Raw genomic sequence first — 18,172 nt, 5'->3', positions numbered from 1 at the left:
GCCGCGAATGATTGGAGCGGCAAAACCCGCTCCTGAGTGGGAACAGACAATCAGTCTTCTGGCGGGAAACAACGAGGCCGTTTTCCGCCACAAGGACCTATGGGGGGTGGCATGCCGCTAGACTGGGACAAACTGCGTATTTTCCATGCGGCGGCGGAAGCGGGATCCTTTACCCATGCGGCCGACAAGCTGCATCTTTCGCAATCGGCCATCAGCCGGCAGGTCAGTTCGCTCGAGCAGGATGTCGGCATCAAGCTGTTCCATCGCCATGCCCGCGGCCTGATTCTCACCGAACAGGGCGAAATCCTCTACCGGACCGCACATGAAGTGCTGATGAAGCTCGAAGGCGTCAAGGTCCAGCTGACCGAAAACACCGACAAGCCCTCCGGCAAGCTGCGCATCACCACCACGGTCGGCCTCGGCCAGGGCTGGCTCACCGACAAGGTGCAGGAATTCCTGTCGCTCTATCCCGACATGCAGGTGCAGCTGATCCTCGACAACGAGGAGCTGGACGTCAACATGCGCCACGCCGACTGCGCCATCCGGCTGCGCCAGCCGCAGCAGTCCGACCTCATCCAGCGCAAGCTGTTCACCGTGCACATGCATGTCTACGCGGCCCCCTCCTATATCAACAAATATGGCGAGCCGCAGTCGATCGAGGATCTCGACAACCACCGCATCATCACCTTCGGCGAGCCGGCTCCCAACTATCTGCTCGACGTCAACTGGCTGGAAATCGCCGGACGCGATAGCGACAACCCCCGTCCCTCGCACCTGCAGATCAACAGCCAAACCTCGATCAAGCGTGCCTGCCTGCTTGGCATCGGCATCGCCATGATGCCTGACTATATCGTCGGTCGCGATCCCGGGCTTATTCAACTTCCGATCGGTGCCGACATTCCGTCCTTCGATACCTATTTCTGCTATCCGGACGAGATGAAGAACGCTGCCAAGCTGAAAGTCTTCCGCGATTTCATCGTCGCCAAGGCCCGCAACTGGAACTTCTGACCCCGCCTTCGCAGCTGCACAAAAAACACTCTCTACAATCCTGCTAGACAAACTGCTGTTTTAACTGCTATTTTTGCAGTACGCCCATTCCGCGCAAGGAGACTGCACGGAGAATCGCCTGAAAAATACGCAGGGGTGCGCTCAGCACATGGCTGTCATGCATATTAAATGATTGCGGATCGCCCAAAAAACCATCATATCGACTGCAGCTGATGCATCTTGGTGGCTTTTTTCCTCCCAGTGCCACCGCAGCAGCTGTTCCCCTCTGGAGGTTAATTACCTTCATAACTATAAAGGGCCCAAGTTCTTCTTGTGGCCCTCTTTTTTTGCCCTGAATTCAAATACACACTCAGGGTTGCAATTTTTCTTGACGCCAAGCATTGAAATTTTTGCCGCACCGCCCCATATCCATCTCAGCTGATGCACATGGCGGTCTTCTTCCTCCCAGTACCGCCGCAGCAGCTGTTCCCCTCTGGAGGTTTTGAACCTTCACACCTAAAAGGGCCTGGTTCTCCAGTGGCCCTTTTTTTTTGATCAAATCTCCCCTTCAGCCATCTTTCACACAGTCGTGACTTGAATATCGGCCAATCGCGATCCACATATCGGCATATCGGAATTTAACGATACAGAGTCGATCGATGGACAAGGACGAAATTTTGAAGGCCCTGGCGCATCCCAAGCGTATCGAGATGCTGGGCTGGATGAAGGAGCCGGAGGCGCATTTTTCAGATCAGCATCATCCGCTGGAGATGGGCATCTGCGCCAGCCAGTTCGAACGCTGCGGCCTGTCGCAATCCACCGTCTCCGGCCATCTGTCGATCCTGCAGCGTGCCGAGCTGGTCACCACCAAACGGGTCGGCCAGTGGATCTTCTACAGACGGAACGAAGACACCATCGAGGCGTTCCTGAAGGACATCGCCAACACGCTCTGACGGGCAACCCCGCCCGCAGCCCTCCCCTCTCCATACCCCGCAACGAACGAAAAGGACTTTCCATGACCTCCCTCTTCGACCCGATCAAGATCGGCGACATCGAGCTTGCCAACCGCATCGTGATGGCGCCTTTGACGCGCAACCGCTCGCCGGGCGCTGTGCCGAACACGCTGAATGTCACCTACTATGAACAGCGTGCCTCGGCCGGCCTGCTGATTACCGAAGCAACCGCCATCACCCATCAGGGCCAGGGCTATGCCGACGTTCCCGGCCTTTATACCCAGGAAGCGCTCGACGGCTGGAAACAGGTCACCAACGCCGTGCACAAGGCCGGCGGCAAGATCGTTGTGCAGATGTGGCATGTCGGCCGGATCTCCCACACCTCGCTGCAGCCGAACGGCGGCAAGCCGGTGTCGGCCTCCGCCATCCAGGCAAAGTCGAAGACCTATCTGATCAACGCTGACGGCACCGGCACCTTCGCCGAAACCTCCGAGCCGCGCGCGCTCGAGCTCTCCGAAATTCCGGGCATCATCGAAGATTACCGCAAGGCCGCACGCGCGGCCATCGATGCCGGCTTCGACGGCGTCGAGATCCATGCGGCCAACGGCTACCTGATCGACCAGTTCCTGCGCTCGGGCTCGAACGTGCGCACCGACGAATATGGCGGCCCGATCGAAAACCGCGCCCGCTTCCTCTTCCAGGTCGTCGATGCCATCACCCGGGAAATCGGCGAAGGCCGCACCGGCATCCGCATTTCGCCGGTAACGCCGGCCAATGACAGTTCCGATCCAGATGCCCAGGCGCTCTTCACCTATGTCGTTGAAGGCCTGGCCAAGTACAAGCTGTCCTATATCCACATCATCGAAGGTGCGACCGGCGGCCCGCGCGACTTCCAGCAGGGCGACACGCCGTTCGACTACAAGGCGCTGCGCCAAGCCTATGAAAAGGCAGGCGGCAAGGCCGCATGGATGACCAATAACGGCTACGATCGCGATCTCGCCATCGAGACCGTCAGGGACGGCAAGACCGACCTCGTCGCCTTCGGCAAGCCGTTCATCTCCAATCCCGATCTGGTTGAGCGCCTGAAGGACAACGCGCCGCTCAACACGCCGGATCAGGCCACCTTCTACGGCGGCGGCGCCAAGGGCTATACCGACTATCCGGCGCTCGAGCAGCAGGTCGCTTGACAATCCACCCTCCCCTCAAGGGGGAGGGTCGGCATGCAGTCCTGGGTGGGGTGATCTCTTGCACCAAACTCGTGCGCCGCATGCCTCGCGGGATGACGCTTCTTGCCACATTTCCCCAGCGGGGATAAGTGCAAGTGAAACGAGACGATGAGGGGGTGCCTCCGCGATTTCGGAGCCAGCCGCCCCCTCATCCGGCCCTGCGGGCCACCTTCTCCCCACAGGGGAGAAGAGGAAGTGAAGGGGCCTGCAATGTTTGACCGTCACATCAAGGCATGGGGACTCGCGCCCGACGGCGCCCCCGTCGTCACCCACTCCAGCCACCTCCTCCCCGTCCGCTGGCAGGGCCTGCCCGCCATGCTGAAGGTTGCGACCATCGCCGAGGAAACGCGCGGCGGCCTGCTGATACAATGGTGGGACGGCGATGGCGCAGCAAAGGTCTATGCCCATGACGGTGAGGCGATCCTGCTGGAGCGGGCTGAAGGCAAGCGCTCGCTGCTGGTCATGGCGATGAACGGCGACGATGACGAGGCAAGCCGGATCATCTGCAGGACCGTTCAAACCCTTCACCGGCCGCCGGCCAAACCCTATCCCGAGCTTGTTCCCCTCGACATCCGGTTCCGCGCGCTGGAAGCGGCGGCCTCGGCCTACGGCGGCGTGTTCAGCACCTCGGACGCTGTCGCAAAAGCGCTGCTTGCGGCACCCCGGGAGGTCGGCGTCCTGCATGGCGATATCCACCACGGCAATATCCTCGATTTCGAAGACCGGGGCTGGCTGGCAATCGACCCGAAGGGGCTGCTTGGCGAGCGTGCTTATGACTATGCCAACCTCTTCTGCAATCCGGCCCCGGCGGTGGCGACGGACCCGGCAAGACTGCGCCGCCGGCTTCCCATCGTGGCAACGGAATCAGGCCTTTCGCCGGAACGGCTGCTCCGGTGGCTCGTGGCCTATGCCGGGCTTTCCGCCGCGTGGTCCCTTGAGGATGGCGGCGATCCGGCGCCGGCTCTTCATATCGCGGAAATCGCCGCGGCGGAGCTTGCCAGCGGCACTTGACCCGCTTCCGGCAACGGATGATTTACCGACTGTACAACAGTGCCGCCGCGGCATAGAGCATGCGCCAAACTGCTGGAGACCCCGATGCACCTGCGCGACGCCGAAGAGACCGACCTACCCGCCATCCGCGATATCTACAATGATGCCGTACTCAACACGACGGCGATCTGGAACGATACGCAGGTCGATCTTGCAAACCGTGCCAATTGGCTGGCTGATCGCAAGCGTCTCGGCTATCCGGTGCTGGTGGCTGTCACGGATGACGCTACGATCGCCGGCTACGCCTCCTTTGGCGACTGGCGGGCCTTCGACGGCTATCGCCATACGGTCGAGCATTCGGTCTATGTCGAAAAGAACCAGCGCGGCGGCGGTATCGGCAAGATGTTGATGCTGGCCCTGATCGAGCGGGCTGCGGCCTGCGGCAAGCATGTGATGGTCGCCGGCATCGAGGCCAACAATGAAGCCTCGATCCGCCTGCACGAAAAGCTCGGTTTCGAGATCACCGGCCGGATGAAGGAGGTCGGCACCAAGTTCGGCCGCTGGCTGGACCTGACCTTCATGCAACTGACCTTGCCGGATCAGGCATAGACCGTCTCCCCGCCGCGCCGTATCGATGCTATGAAGAACCGTCGGAATATTTGGCGGATGGTCGCTCAGCGGATGAAACACGACAGACGGCGGCATGAGCGGGCATGGTTAGCGGCATTGTTTACCGTTGCGTCGGCTATCGTCACGTTCACAAACACCTCCAATGCCTTTGCCCAGCCGGAATGGCGCGCGCCACCTTGCGTTTATTCCACCACAACGGCAGACACGACGCTCTGCGTTCGCGCCCGCAGCTACAGCCGTGATATCTGTACCGCCCTTGGCCATTTCGCCGAAACCAACGCCCTGCCGCCCGATTTCTTTGCCCGGCTGATCTGGAAGGAAAGCCTGTTCCGGCCGGATGCCGTCAGCCCGAAGGGAGCCGAAGGCATTGCGCAATTCATCCCCTCGACGGCGAAGTTGCGCGGCCTGTCCAACAGCTTCGATGCGCTGGAGGCCCTGGGGAAATCGGCGGAATATCTCAACGCGTTGCGTGACCGTTTCGGCAATCTCGGCCTGGCAGCCGCCGCTTACAATGCCGGAGAAGGCGGGGTGGGCACATTTCTCAACACCGGCAGCCTTCCAGACGAGACGCGCGCCTATGTGCTCGCCATCACCGCCCATCCGGTGGAGGAATGGAAAGACAATCCGCCCCAGACGCTCGATCTGCGGCTCGACAAGGACAAGTCGTTCTATGATGCCTGCACCGCGCTTGCCGACAAGCGGCGCATGAAGGAAGTAGAGTTCGGAGACGAAGGCACCTGGGCACCCTGGGGCGCGCAATTGTCAGCGCATTTCCAGAAATCCGTGGCGCAGCGGCTGTTCCAGAATGTCGTCAGCCGGATGCCCGCGCCGCTCAATGGCGAAAAGCCGTTGATCCAGCGGGAGCGCAACAGGGCATTTGGAACCCGGCTGCGCTACACCGCCCGCATCGGCCGCCAGACCCGCGCCGAGGCGGATGCCGTCTGCACCCAAATCCGCCAGGGCGGCGGCGCCTGCATCGTCTTCAAGAACTGAGCCGCTATCCTGCAATCTCCACGGGCGCCGACAGAGCCCGCTGCGGCAGTGCCGTTTCCGGCGGCAGGCAGCCGAGCGCGGCAAGCGACCCCCTGACGGCCTCCTCGATCGGCGTCCACGGTTCGGCACCGATGGCAGCGACCAGCCTGTCGTTCGGCATGCACAATGGCTCCTGCCAGATATAGCGCATCTCCCGCAATTCCTTCAGCAACGGCACGAACGGCGAGACGAACGGCATTAACCACCAGGGGAAAGCTTTGACCTTCAGTTCCGGGTTGCCACTGGCGCGGCGGATCGCGGCAACCATCCGCGTGCCGTCTTCATCCCAGAACCCCTGCATGTGATAGACGGCAAACGGTGCCAGCGTCTCGCGGCGATCGACCAGCCGCGCCATCGTTTCGGCGACATCGGGCAGATAGGCCCATTGATGGCCGACGCCCTTTCTGCCGGGATAGGTGATGCTGCGGACCGGCTTTCCGGGTGTGACAATCCCTTGGCTGAACCAGCTGTTGGCAGCACCCGGACCGAAGAAATCCCCTGCCCTGACGATGATGACCCGCATACCTTCCGCTGATGCCGCCTCCAGGCGGCGCTCCATCTCGGCGCGGATCTTTCCCTTTGCCGTCACCGGATTCTGCGGCGATGTCTCATGCAGCAGCGGGAAGGCGTCGGGGCCGAAATTGTAGATCGTGCCCGGCAGAAGCACCGTCGCGCCGACAGCCTTGGCCGCCGCGATCGTGTTGTCGATCATCGGCAACACCAGCGTACCCCAGTTGCGGTAACCCGCCGGATTGACGGCATGAACGATCAGGCTTGCACCCTGGGCCGCGGCCAGCACGTCGTCCGCTGTCATGGCGTCGCCCTGCACCCATTCGTAGCCGGGGCTCTGCGCGGCGGCCTTGGCTGCATCACGATGCAGGGCGCGAATCGCCCAGCCGCGCGCCTGAAGGCTCCGGGCAACCGCGCCGCCAATGCCCCCGGTCGCGCCGAGGATGAGGACTGTCTGTTTTGCTTCGCCGGTCATGTCTGATCTCCGTGTTCGATGGAGATCATCCTGCGCGCAGTTGCAGATAAACGGAATTGTCGAAAATTATTTATCTGATATACAAAAATGAATGAGAGAGATCGAACCCAGCTGGGATTTCTACCGCACCTTCCTGACCGTTCTGCAGGAGGGATCGCTGTCGGCCGCCGCCCGCGAGCTTGGGCTGACGCAGCCGACCATCGGCCGGCATATCGATGCGCTGGAAGGCGTCATCGGCTTCCAGCTGTTCATCCGCTCGCCGCAGGGGCTGATCCCGACGGAGGCGGCAACCGATCTCAAGCCGCATGCCGAACAGCTGGCCTCCAACGCGGCAGCGTTGCTGCGGGCAGCGACAGGACTGGGCGGCGGCGTGCGCGGCACGGTGCGCATCAGCGCCAGCGAGGTAATCGGCATAGAGGTGCTGCCGCCGCTGCTGGCCGCGCTCAATGACCGTTACCCGGACCTCGTCATCGAGCTTTCCCTGTCGGATGCCGTCGAGGACCTCATGCGCCGGGAGGCGGATATCGCCGTGCGCATGGTGGCGCCCGAACAGGATGCGCTGATCACCCGCCGGATCGGCGGCATTCCGCTCGGCCTTCACGCACACCGGCGCTATCTCGACAAACACGGATTTCCGGACACGCTCGAAGACCTGCTCCACCATCGTACTATCGGCTTTGACCGGGAAAGCGCCTTCGTGCGGGCGATCCGCAAGCGCGTCCCGCTGATCGAGCTGATGCGCCCCTCGTTCCGGGCGGACAGCAATCTGGCGCAGCTGGCAGCGATCCGCGCCGGCTCAGGCATCGGCGTCTGCCAGGTGGCGCTCGCCAGACGCGATCCCGATATCGTGCGGCTGTTTAAGACGGAATTCGAACTGCCGCTCGAAACCTTCGTCGTCATGCACGAGAACCTGAAGACGACGCCCCGCTGCCGCGCCACCTTCGATGCGCTGGTGGAGGGCTTACTTGCCTATATCGGCACGTGATCCCCGGCCTCAGCCCTGCCCAGCCCCTCAGCCCTGCGCTGGCGATACGGCCGCGGCCGGGTTGCCGGCCGCTCCGCGCGATGCCAGCGCCTTGACCGAAAACAGCGCATAGAGGATCAACGGCAGGCAGACGAGGTAGGACGTGCGGATGCCGGCATGTTCGGCAACGAAGCCAAGCAGCGGCGGCGCCAGGAAGAAGACGATGAACGTCACCTGCCCGAGCGCTGCGACATTCACCTGTGCCGCCCGGTCGGTGCGCTGCGCCGCCGCCGACACCGCCAGCGGATAGACAGCGCTACAGCCGCCGCCCATCAGGGCAAAGCCAAGGAGCGCGATATATGGATGCGGCGCCAGCCAGACGGCGCAGAGGCCGATCGCCGACAGGAGCAGCAGGGCCGTGGCCACGGCGCGGGCGCCAAAACGGTCGACGACCGGATCGATGAACAGCCGCACCATCGCCATGAAGAAGGTGAACAGCGTCAAGCCGAGGCCGCCAATGAACGGTTCGACCGCAAAAACGTCGCGCATGTAGATCGCCGACCAGTCGATGCCGGCGCCTTCGACGAGGAAAGCCGCGAGACCGATCATGCAGAGCGGCAGAAGGCCGACGGTCGGCAGAGCCAGAAGCGGCGCTTTCGCCTCATGCGATACCGCGCGCGCCGGCGCATTGCGGATGCCGGACATGGCCACCGTGCCGACGACGAGCACCACGGCAAGTGTGACGGCCAGATGCAGTTGCATGGAGATTTCGGCCTGGCGCACGGCCGATGCAATCAGCGCTGTGACGAAGAACCCAAGGCTCCAGAAGCCGTGGGCCCGGTTCATGATGCCGCGCCCGAGCTGCGCCTCCAGCCGGTCGATTTCGACATTGAGATTGATTTCCAGCGCGCCGGCCAGCAGCCCCGCCCCGAACAACACGCAGAACACCAGCGGCGCTTCGCCAACCCAGGGAACGAGCGCAAACGATGCAGCCGTACCGAGAACGGTGACAAAGGCCGTCGTTCGCGCACCCAGATGCGCGATCAGCGGCGAAGAGAATGTCAGCGACGTCAGCGCGCCGATCGCCATGCCGATCAGCGTCATTCCCAGCTCGGATTTATTGACACCGAGAGCGACCTGCAGATCGGGCATGCGAGCGAGCAACGCACCAAGCGAGACGGCAAACAGGAAAAAACAGATGTAGATCCGGCGGTGCGGCGCGATGTTCATGAAGGTCTCCTCCCAACAGGCTGTCATGTAACGGGAATCGCGCGAAACGGGAACCCGTATGGCGTGCCGGGAGCGATGATTTCCGGCCGTTAGGCTAGATGTCGCTACGCGACCCGAACGATGCACGCCCAAACCAACGGCCACCCAACAAAAAACCCGCCGTTACCGGCGGGCTCGTTGGGACAGGCCGATGCCGTGCTTACTTGCAGGCGCCGCAGAAGCGCTGGATACGCTTGCAGGCTTCCTCAAGCAGCTCTTCCGAAGTCGCGTAGGAAATGCGGAAGTTGGGGCCGAGACCGAAGGCCGACCCCTGGACGACGGCGACGCCTTCCGATTCCAGCAATTCGGACACGAAGTCCACGTCGCTCTCGATGACCTTGCCGGTCGGTGCCGTCTTGCCGATCAGCCCCTTGCAGGACGGATAGACGTAGAACGCCCCCTCCGGCGACGGGCACTCGATGCCCTTGGCCTGATTGAGCATCGAGACGACCAGATCGCGGCGGCCTTCGAAGATCCTCTTGTTTTCCGGGATGAAATCCTGGGTACCGTTGAGCGCCTCGACGGCCGCCCACTGGGCGATCGAGCAGGCTCCCGAGGTCTGCTGACCCTGAATCATGTCCATTGCCTTGATCAGCGACAGCGGGCCGGCCGCATAGCCGATACGCCAGCCGGTCATGGCATAGGCCTTGGACACGCCGTTCATGGTCAGCGTGCGGTCATAGAGCTTCGGCTCGACTTCCACCGGCGTGGCGAACTTGAAATCGCCATAGGTCAGGTGCTCGTACATGTCATCGGTCAGGACCCAGACATGCGGATGCTTGAGCAGCACGTCGGTCAGGGCCTTGAGTTCCGCATGGCTGTAGGCAGCGCCCGACGGGTTGGACGGCGAATTGAAGATGAACCACTTGGTCTTGTCCGTGATCGCCTTGTCGAGGTCTTCGGCGGTCAGCTTGAAATTGTTGGCCTGCGTCGCTTCGACGAACACCGGTGTGCCGCCGCAGATGGAAACCATCTCCGGATAGGACACCCAGTAAGGTGCCGGGATCACGACTTCATCGCCTGGATTGATCGTCGCCATGAAGGCGTTGAAAAGAATCTGCTTTCCACCGGTGCCGACGATCGTCTGGGCAGCCGTGTAGTCGAGATTGTTCTCGCGCTTGAACTTCTTGGCGATCGCCTCGCGCAGTTCCGGGATGCCCGAAACCGGCGTGTACTTCGTCTCGCCGCGGTTGATCGCGTCGATGGCGGCCTTCTTGATATTGTCCGGCGTATCGAAATCCGGCTCTCCGGCGCCAAGCCCGATCACATCGCGGCCCTTGGCTTTCAGTTCCCGGGCTTTCTGGGAAACGGCGATGGTGGCGGATGGCTTTACACGGGAAAGGGCGTCGGCAAGAAAGGCCATGATATGTTTGTCCTGATCAGGTTGAAACAGCATGCGGCCAATGAAGCGGGCTCTGCCTGGCTCCATAGCGGTTAGGTGTATGTCGAAAGACTGCCCCGGTTTCAAGCGCAAAGAGCCCAGAAAACCGGCAAAATGCGTGACCATGACAATGTTTCATCGATGACATCACACAATTGGATGAATCAGTTTGTCGGCCGCGCGCCGCAGATGCCTGAAACGACTCTGCTTTTCCAGCCTGGAGAAAGAGAAATGCAAAGCCACGGCAGCCTTGAGCACATGAGGCGGAATAACGTTTCGTCGCGGAAATTTATTCATCAAAAACAAACGCTTTTGCCAATTTTTGCAACGCCTTGATTTGGTCACAATAAATGCCTTGGGCCGCCGCAATTCCGTCCTTGAACAGCCGACTTCCGGGCTCTTTCTGAAGGCCGACCAATCCATTTGCGCCGAGGGGGCCTGCAATGCTTCTGGACACCGAAAATGCGGGCACACCGCCAAGCCGCGTCACCGCGCGGCACGTCGAATATCTGATCGTGGCAGCCCTTGTTGCCCTGACGATGGTCCTGCTATTTGCGATGGGCTTTTTCTCGCACGCCGCAGCCGAGACGATCGCCGAGAAAACCGAAGGCAAGCCACAGCGTTTTGCCGGCTTCGTGCGCCCCAACGACATGGGCACCGGCGCCCTGCTCTTCCCCTCGAAAGAACCCGGCGCATTCGTCGAGGCGCCGCGTCTGGCGACCGATGTCGTGATCGACGTCAACGGCCCGATCGCCCGCACCCGCGTCACCCAGCGTTTCCAGAACCCGAGCAAGGGCTGGGTCGAAGGCACTTACGTCTTCCCGCTGCCGGAAAACTCCGCCGTCGATACGCTGAAGATGCAGATCGGCAACCGCTTCATCGAAGGCGAGATCAAGGCCCGCGAAGAGGCTCGCAAGGTCTATGAGCAGGCCAAGGCCGAGGGCAAGAAGACCGCACTTCTCGAGCAGCAGCGCCCCAACATCTTCACCAATCAGGTTGCCAATATCGGCCCCGGCGAAACCATCGTCGTGCAGATCGAATACCAAAGCAGCGTCCATCAGTCTGGCGGCACCTTCTCGCTGCGTTTCCCGATGGTCGTCGCGCCACGTTACAATCCAGATCCGATCGTCCGGACGGTCGATCTCGACCCCAACTCCGGCTATGCGGTCAACGATCCGGTTCCCGATCGCGACAAGATCACGGCGCCGGTGCTGGACCCGGCCGAGAACGCCAAGATCAATCCGGTGACGCTGACGGTCAACCTGAAGGCCGGCTTCCCGCTCGGCACCGTCACGTCGCCCTTCCATGAGACCGACACGCAGACGGTCGATGACATGGCCCGTACGATTTCGCTGAAGAGCGGCAGCGTCCCGGCCGACAAGGATTTCGAGCTGAACTGGACGGCCAGCGCCGGCAAGACCCCGCATGCCGGCCTGTTTCGCGAGACAATGAACGGCAAGACCTATCTGCTCGGTTTCGTGACGCCCCCGGCCGACGATGCCGCCGCCACCGAGACACGTCCGAAGCGCGAAGTGATCTTCGTCATCGACAACTCCGGCTCCATGGCCGGCAAATCGATCGAACAGGCCCGCGAAAGCCTGGCGCTCGCCATCTCCAAGCTGCAGCCGGAAGACAGGTTCAACGTCATCCGCTTCGACGACACGATGACGGTGCACTTCCCGTCGCTGGTACAGGCCACGCCGGACAAGCGCGAAGATGCGATCGCTTTCGTCCGCGCCCTGACAGCCGACGGCGGTACGGAAATGCTTCCCGCCCTGGAAGCGGCCCTTCGCACGCAAGGTTCGGTCGAACCGGGTGCGCTGCGTCAGGTGGTGTTCCTCACCGATGGTGCGATCGGCAACGAAGAGCAGCTGTTTACGGAAATTTCGAACAACCGCGGCGATGCCCGCGTCTTTACCGTCGGCATCGGCTCGGCGCCCAACACCCATTTCATGACCAAGGCCGCCGAAATCGGCCGCGGCACCTTCACGCTGATCGGCTCGGAAGATCAGGTTGCCGCCCGCATGGGCGAGCTTTTCGACAAGCTCGAAAATCCCGTGATGACCGATATCGTCGTCACCTTCGACGGCACCAATGCGCAGGATATCACGCCGAACCCGATGCCCGACCTCTATCGCGGCGAACCGGTGGTGCTGACGGCCGAACTCGACGGCGCGACGCCTGCGGGCAAGCTGCAGATCACCGGCAAGACCGGCAGCCAGCCGTGGCGCCTCGAGATGGACGTCGCCAAGGCCTCCGAAGGTGCCGGCATTGCCAAGCTCTGGGCACGCCGCAAGATCGACGACATGGATGCCACGGGCTACATGGTGAACGACAGGGCAGCACTCGACAAGCAGATCGAGACGGTGGCGCTTGCTCACCACCTCGTCTCGCGCGTCACCAGCCTTGTTGCAGTCGACGTGACGCCGTCGCGGCCGGCCGGAGAACCTGTCGCCAGCACCGATCTGCCGCTCAACCTGCCGGCTGGCTGGGATTTCGGCAAGGTACTCGGCGAGAGGACACCGCAGGCCCTGCCGGAAGGCCAGCGCAAGGCATCGCTCGAAACGGGTGAGGAACAGGCGATGCTGATCGCCGACCGCATGGCCGCGGCCCCGACGGCACGCGCTGCCGGACTGATCGCACAGGCCGGCAGCCAGGTGAACCTGCCGCAGACGGCAACGCTGGCCGACCGGCATATCCTGATCGGCCTGATGCTGATCGCCATCGCGCTGATGGCGGCGACCACCTTCAGCCTGTGGCGCTGGCAGTTGCGCGGCCTGATCCTGGAGGCACGCCACCGTGTCCGATAAACCCGAAAACGAGGGCCGCGACGGTTTTCTGGCGCGGCTCAGCGCCCTAGAAACAGTCGTCCTTGCCGGGATCGCCCTTCTCGCCCTCGCCGGCCTGATGCTGGTCGGCAAGGGCGTTTACATGAAGGCCAAGGCGGAGGTTTCGCAGGTTCTCCTGAAGCGTAGCTTCGAGGCGCAACTGCACGGCGAGACAGACGCGAAGCCATGGCCCTGGGCCGATTTTTCCACCGAGGCGGAAATCACCGCGCCGCGCATCGGCAAGACCGCCGTGGTGCTGTCCGGCGCCAGCGGCGAGGCGCTGGCCTTCGGACCGGCGCGGCTGGCCAATACCCCGGCGCCCGGCGAACTCGGCACTTCCGTCATTGCCGCCCATCGTGATACGCATTTCCGCTGGCTGAAGGACGTCGAGCCGGGCGATCTTCTGGTCATCACCCGCAAGGATGGAACCAACCTCACCTTCCGCGCCGGCCCCGGCCGGATCGCCCGCTGGGACGAGAGTGGCATCGATGCGGATGCATCCGGCCGCCATCTGGCGCTTGCCACCTGCTGGCCCTTCGACGCGACCGAACAGGGCCCCTTGCGCTACATCGTCAATGCGGAGCTTGTCGCCTCCCCCGATCAACCGAAACTGTCAGTCCTGGAAAACACCGCTCAACTCCCGGTAAAATCCTTTTGATCGCAGAATCCGCCTGATCGGCCTTGATCCCGCCGTCTCAGCCCCCCAGTTTCGAAAGAACCGGCATGGAGGGATGGGATGAAGGCGACATTTGAATACCTGCTGAAACGGACCGCCTTGACGGCCGCCCTTCTCGCCGCCCCTTCCCTGGCCCTCGCCCAGGAACCCATGCAATTCCCGACCAGGAAGGCAGCCGTGCAGGTTGAGACCATCGCCTCCGGCCTCGACAATCCCTGGTCGGTCGAAGTGCTGCCCGACGGCGCCTTCATCGTCACCGAGCTTGGCGGCTCCCTTCGCATCATTCGTGACGGCAAAGCGTCGGCACCGATCACCGGCGTTCCCGCCGCCGCCCGCCAGGGACAGGGCGGACTTCTCGACGTGGCGCTCGATCCCGGCTTCAGCACCAACCGGACGCTGTTCCTGTCGATGGCGGCTGCGGACGGCAACGGTTATGGAACGGCGATCGCGCGCGGCGTGCTGGCCGAGGACGGAAAGAGCCTGACGGACGTGAAAGAGCTTTTCCGGATGAACAGGTTCACCGGCAAGGGCCAGCATTTCGGATCGCGGATCGCCATCGCCGCCGATGGCAGCCTGTTCTTCGGCATCGGCGATCGTGGCGAACGGGACCGTGCGCAGGACATGCGCGACCATGCGGGCGCCATTCTGCATATCAACCCGGATGGCAGCATCCCTGCGGACAACCCCTATCGGGACGGCAAGGCCGGGCTGGCCGAGGTCTGGTCGAAGGGGCACCGCAACCCGCAGGGCATTGTCATCGACACCACCAATGGCCAGCTTTTGACCGTCGAACACGGCGCCCGCGGCGGCGACGAGATCAACACGCCGGAGCCGGGCAAGAATTACGGCTGGCCGGTCATTACCTATGGCAAGGATTATTCCGGTCTTGAGATCGGCATCGGCCAGGCCGCCGACGGCTACGAGCAGCCGCTCTATTACTGGGATCCGTCGATCGCCCCCGGCGCCATCGATGTCTATCACGGCGCGATGTTCCCGGAATGGGAAGGCAACCTGCTGGTCGCGGCGTTGAAGTATCAATTGCTGGCACGGCTGGAGCGCGACGACAGCGGCGCGATCGTTTCCGAGGAGCGGCTGTTCGAAGGCGAGTTCGGACGCATCCGCGACGTCAAGGTGGCACCAGACGGATCGGTCCTGCTGCTGACGGACGGAGACGACGCAACGCTGCTGCGGGTTTCCGCCGCCCCCCAGAAAAGCTGAGCACCCCGCAAGCCAAGCCCTTGTTTCCCTTCGGGCGCAGGCGGAGTAACAGCCGCACCGAGCGGCGAAGCGGCAAGTTTTATCAAACGGTTAATATTTGAAAACGCGGTGACGTTGGTTTGGAGCGCCATGGCGTTCTGCGACAGATCCTGTCGCAAATGGCCTAAAAAACATGCAAAATTTAAAAATGAGAAATATTTTCAATATGTTACAATATATCAGCTGAAAAATCATATTTTTCGGCAGTTGATCGCTTTTTAAACAAACCAAAATGGCACACTTGTTTCAAAAAACTTTTGCTTGCCAATTTAAAATAAACACAGCAAGCTTACTGTGTTCGGGCAATTTGCGAACACGGGAAGACCTTTAAATAACGCGCGCCGGACACGCAAAATGTTCCGGGCAGTCGGGCAAAGACAGAGTTTTTCGATGGCTGGCTGCAATTACAGGACCCTTTCCTCATAGTCGAGAACTGCCTGCCGCACGCCCCTGGGGCAAACATTGTAATGCTGCCCGCCGCATCCGGGCAGAGGAAAAAGGACCTGACGCATGGCCGAGACTGGCATTGTTAAATTCTTCAACACCGATAAGGGCTTTGGTTTTATCAAGCCGGACAATGGTGGCGCCGATATCTTCGTGCATATCTCCGCCGTACAGGCTTCGGGCCTGAACGGACTATCCGAAAATCAGAAGGTCAGCTTCGACACGGAACCGGATCGCCGCGGCAAGGGCCCGAAGGCGGTCAACCTGCAGGTCTCTGGCTAAGCCACCCAGCCCCCTGCAAACAGATTCACGTTGAAGCCCGGCCTCGTTGCCGGGTTTTTTCATTCAGGCTGCATTCAGTTTTGCCATATTAGTTTGTTTTCATCATGAAGGACGGAAATGGTCCGGCCCATCACAGGATCGAAACAATGAACAAGGTTATCAAAGCTGCTGTTCTTGCTCTTGCCACCGCGGCAACTGTCATCCCGGCAATCACCCCCGCGCAGGCCGACGACTGGGGCCGCCGCAACTATTATCGCCATGGCGGCTACGACCGGCATTATCGTCACAACAACGATGGCCTTGCGCTTGGCGCACTCGGTCTTGCCACCGGCGTGATCATCGGCGGCGCCATTGCCAACCGGCCGCGTTACCAGGAACGGGTCTATGTCGATCCGGAACCCGAATATTACGAGCCCCGCCCGGTCTATCGTCCCCGCCCTGTCGTGGTTCAAAACTACGGCGGACTGGAGCCCTGGAGCCCTGGCTGGTACCGTTATTGCTCGCAGCGCTATCGCTCGTTTGACGCGCAGTCCGGCACCTTCCGCGGCTATGACGGCCGGGACTATTTCTGCACCGCCGGCTGAGACAGCCAGTAACATGCATTGAAAAAGGCACGTGCCCATCGGTACGTGCCTTTTTTGCTGTCCCAACACACGGCACAGCATGACTGCGGCCGGAGACGCCTCTACAAACCGCGCAGGTAGGGATTGGTGCGGCGCTCCTCGCCGATCTGGCCGCCCGGGCCATGGCCGCAGATAAAGCCGACGGTATCGCCGAGCGGCAGGATCTTGTCGCGGATCGAATCGAGAAGCTGCTGATGGTTGCCACCGGGAAGGTCGGTGCGGCCGATGGAGCCGCGAAACAGAACGTCGCCGACATGGGCGAAACCCTGAGTGCGATTGAAATAGACGACATGGCCGGGCGCATGCCCGGGGCAATGCAGGACTTCGAAGACATGATCGCCGAAGGACACCGTATCGCCCTCCTCCAGCCAGCGGTCCGGCAGCACGTTCTCGACCTTCATCGCCAGCCCGAATTTCTCCGCCTGCGCTTCCAGTCTTTCCAGCAGCGGCAGGTCGTCCTTGTGCGGCCCGATGATATCGAGGTTCAGGGCTTCCTTGAGTTCCTTGGCCCCGCCGGCGTGATCGATATGGCCATGGGTCAGCCAGATCGCCTTCAGCGTGATGCCGTTTTCCTTGATCGTCTGCAGAATGATATCGACATCCCCGCCCGGATCGACGATCACGCCCTCCTTGGTTTCGGTATCGAACAACACCGTGCAATTCTGCTGGAAATGGGTAACCGGGATAATGCCCGCCTGTAACATGCCGCCTGTGCCTCGCTGTCTCGATCGCTCGCTGTCTCAATCACAGGACAGCATATAGGACGGACGCGCCGCAATGAAAACGGGCAACGCAAGCAATCGTAATCGATCGAAGGCTTCTAACGGACTTCGGCGATTTCGACCGGGGCCGGCAGAGGTGTCTGGAAATTGATCGTGGTCATCAAGAGAGCGAAAACCGCGAGCTCGGCGACGATGACGGTGACGACGACCGGCCGCAACTGGCGGGCCGGCGAATACGGTTGCGCGGAAATGTCCTGTAGCATTTGAGTAATCCTCCCTTATTGGCCTCTAAACACCGAAATGACACAATTGTTCCGGGCGTGCGGAACAGGTCCAATATTTTCCATTTTCCCGGTATCCGCGGTTCCATCTGGAACACCGGGCACGGCGGTCAGCGCAGCACAGGACAATGAAAACGCGTGACTTTCCTCTCCACCTGAAGACGATTGATTTAACTGTGCTCATTTCGCAGTTGCGAAATTGACTCGTGCGGATTTTCACCTCAACCTGTGCATGCCGGATCGACGGCGTGCCACGTGAGTCTGGGGAGCCGGATGCAGGTGGCGAAACGGGGAGAGAACAATGGAAGCATTATTGCCTATCATTACGCAATTGATCGCCGGCGCTGCTGGCGGCAACGCGACTGGAGCAGTTCTCAAGCAGCAGGCAGTCAGTGTCGTCGTGCGCACGATCGTCGGTGCGATCGGCGGCCTGGGCGGCGGATTTCTCGTTCAGATGCTGGGTGGCGAAGCCGCGGCGGCCGGGCTCATCACCCAAGCCATTGGCGGGCTCGTGGGCGGCGGCGTCCTGACCGGGCTTGCAGGCCTGGTTTTGGGCGGCAACAAAGCCTGAAAACCCCGCGCGTTCCCTAACCGGTCCACGCCAGCTGGCACGACCATCTATCAAATGAAAAGGCGGCCCAA

18 protein-coding genes and 1 pseudogene are annotated in these 18,172 nt (G+C 61.6%); 14 read left to right on the top strand and 5 right to left on the bottom strand.

Translation table 11 applies throughout. From position 1 onward, the window contains the following. The first annotated feature begins 111 nt into the window (after positions 1 to 111). From ADU59_RS22820 to ADU59_RS22795, 6 genes are all read left to right on the top strand, one after another. A complete protein-coding gene (locus tag ADU59_RS22820; RefSeq protein ID WP_068956976.1) occupies positions 112 to 1,008 on the top strand; it encodes a LysR family transcriptional regulator VtlR in 897 nt (298 codons plus the stop codon). A gap of 638 nt (positions 1,009 to 1,646) precedes the next feature. Then, positions 1,647 to 1,940, top strand: coding sequence for an ArsR/SmtB family transcription factor (locus ADU59_RS22815; protein ID WP_068956856.1), 294 nt, complete (start codon positions 1,647 to 1,649; stop codon positions 1,938 to 1,940). 62 nt (positions 1,941 to 2,002) lie between these two features. Next, complete coding sequence (locus tag ADU59_RS22810; RefSeq protein WP_068956855.1) at positions 2,003 to 3,127, top strand: alkene reductase; 1,125 nt, start codon at positions 2,003 to 2,005, stop codon at positions 3,125 to 3,127. Positions 3,128 to 3,376: 249 nt separating this feature from the next. Further along, the gene (locus tag ADU59_RS22805) at positions 3,377 to 4,177 is read left to right on the top strand and encodes an aminoglycoside phosphotransferase family protein (RefSeq protein ID WP_083198389.1); all 801 of its coding nucleotides are present in this window, start codon (positions 3,377 to 3,379) and stop codon (positions 4,175 to 4,177) included. Positions 4,178 to 4,261: 84 nt separating this feature from the next. Then, positions 4,262 to 4,765 (top strand): GNAT family N-acetyltransferase, encoded by a 504-nt coding sequence (locus ADU59_RS22800; protein WP_068956853.1) that lies wholly within the window; start codon positions 4,262 to 4,264, stop codon positions 4,763 to 4,765. A gap of 72 nt (positions 4,766 to 4,837) precedes the next feature. Further along, positions 4,838 to 5,779 carry a lytic transglycosylase domain-containing protein gene (locus ADU59_RS22795; RefSeq protein ID WP_162493789.1) on the top strand — a complete coding sequence of 314 codons (942 nt, stop codon included), beginning with the start codon at positions 4,838 to 4,840 and terminating at the stop codon, positions 5,777 to 5,779. A gap of 4 nt (positions 5,780 to 5,783) precedes the next feature. Here the strand turns inward: ADU59_RS22795 and ADU59_RS22790 are convergent, their stop codons facing one another. Then, positions 5,784 to 6,803 carry an NAD(P)H-binding protein gene (locus tag ADU59_RS22790; RefSeq protein WP_068956851.1) on the bottom strand — a complete coding sequence of 340 codons (1,020 nt, stop codon included), beginning with the start codon at positions 6,801 to 6,803 and terminating at the stop codon, positions 5,784 to 5,786. Between the two features lie 91 nt (positions 6,804 to 6,894). Between ADU59_RS22790 and ADU59_RS22785 the strand changes: the two genes are divergently transcribed. Then, a complete protein-coding gene (locus ADU59_RS22785; protein WP_068956849.1) occupies positions 6,895 to 7,788 on the top strand; it encodes a LysR family transcriptional regulator in 894 nt (297 codons plus the stop codon). 27 nt (positions 7,789 to 7,815) lie between these two features. On the opposite strand, the gene ADU59_RS22780 is transcribed toward ADU59_RS22785, so the two are convergent. Both ADU59_RS22780 and ADU59_RS22775 read right to left on the bottom strand, forming a co-directional pair. Next, a complete protein-coding gene (locus ADU59_RS22780; protein ID WP_068956847.1) occupies positions 7,816 to 8,997 on the bottom strand; it encodes an MFS transporter in 1,182 nt (393 codons plus the stop codon). 199 nt (positions 8,998 to 9,196) lie between these two features. Next, positions 9,197 to 10,399, bottom strand: coding sequence for a pyridoxal phosphate-dependent aminotransferase (locus ADU59_RS22775; RefSeq protein WP_068956970.1), 1,203 nt, complete (start codon positions 10,397 to 10,399; stop codon positions 9,197 to 9,199). Positions 10,400 to 10,531: 132 nt separating this feature from the next. Here ADU59_RS22775 and ADU59_RS30390 point away from each other — a divergent pair, with 132 nt between their 5' ends. The 6 genes and pseudogenes from ADU59_RS30390 (at position 10,532) to ADU59_RS22750 (ending at position 16,488) form a co-directional block, all read left to right on the top strand. After that, positions 10,532 to 10,753, top strand: a complete 222-nt coding sequence (locus ADU59_RS30390) for a hypothetical protein (RefSeq protein WP_139093211.1) — start codon at positions 10,532 to 10,534, stop codon at positions 10,751 to 10,753. Between the two features lie 107 nt (positions 10,754 to 10,860). Further along, positions 10,861 to 13,227, top strand: coding sequence for a marine proteobacterial sortase target protein (locus tag ADU59_RS22770; protein ID WP_244506486.1), 2,367 nt, complete (start codon positions 10,861 to 10,863; stop codon positions 13,225 to 13,227). After that, positions 13,211 to 13,903, top strand: a pseudogene (locus ADU59_RS22765) (class GN sortase); the annotation flags it as partial. The gene ADU59_RS22770 and the pseudogene ADU59_RS22765, both read left to right, overlap by 17 nt. Positions 13,904 to 13,981: 78 nt before the next feature. Then, on the top strand, positions 13,982 to 15,139 hold the full coding sequence (locus tag ADU59_RS22760) for a PQQ-dependent sugar dehydrogenase (RefSeq protein WP_068956843.1): 1,158 nt from the start codon (positions 13,982 to 13,984) through the stop codon (positions 15,137 to 15,139). Between the two features lie 549 nt (positions 15,140 to 15,688). Then, the gene (locus tag ADU59_RS22755) at positions 15,689 to 15,904 is read left to right on the top strand and encodes a cold-shock protein (RefSeq protein ID WP_037098666.1); all 216 of its coding nucleotides are present in this window, start codon (positions 15,689 to 15,691) and stop codon (positions 15,902 to 15,904) included. 146 nt (positions 15,905 to 16,050) lie between these two features. Next, positions 16,051 to 16,488 carry a BA14K family protein gene (locus tag ADU59_RS22750; protein WP_068956841.1) on the top strand — a complete coding sequence of 146 codons (438 nt, stop codon included), beginning with the start codon at positions 16,051 to 16,053 and terminating at the stop codon, positions 16,486 to 16,488. Positions 16,489 to 16,589: 101 nt separating this feature from the next. Here the strand turns inward: ADU59_RS22750 and ADU59_RS22745 are convergent, their stop codons facing one another. Together ADU59_RS22745 and ADU59_RS30925 are read right to left on the bottom strand one after the other, a co-directional pair. Further along, positions 16,590 to 17,231, bottom strand: coding sequence for an MBL fold metallo-hydrolase (locus tag ADU59_RS22745; RefSeq protein WP_068956839.1), 642 nt, complete (start codon positions 17,229 to 17,231; stop codon positions 16,590 to 16,592). Between the two features lie 116 nt (positions 17,232 to 17,347). Further along, positions 17,348 to 17,512 carry a hypothetical protein gene (locus tag ADU59_RS30925; RefSeq protein WP_099050909.1) on the bottom strand — a complete coding sequence of 55 codons (165 nt, stop codon included), beginning with the start codon at positions 17,510 to 17,512 and terminating at the stop codon, positions 17,348 to 17,350. Positions 17,513 to 17,831: 319 nt separating this feature from the next. On the opposite strand from ADU59_RS30925, the gene ADU59_RS22740 reads away from it, so the two are divergent. Continuing rightward, on the top strand, positions 17,832 to 18,101 hold the full coding sequence (locus ADU59_RS22740; RefSeq protein ID WP_068956837.1) for a hypothetical protein: 270 nt from the start codon (positions 17,832 to 17,834) through the stop codon (positions 18,099 to 18,101). Positions 18,102 to 18,172 lie beyond the last annotated feature (71 nt).

Source organism: Pararhizobium polonicum (genome assembly GCF_001687365.1).
GTDB classification, from domain to species: Bacteria; Pseudomonadota; Alphaproteobacteria; order Rhizobiales; family Rhizobiaceae; genus Pararhizobium; species Pararhizobium polonicum.
Note: the sequence above shows the minus strand (reverse complement) of the source record. Positions and strands in the feature narration are given on the sequence as shown.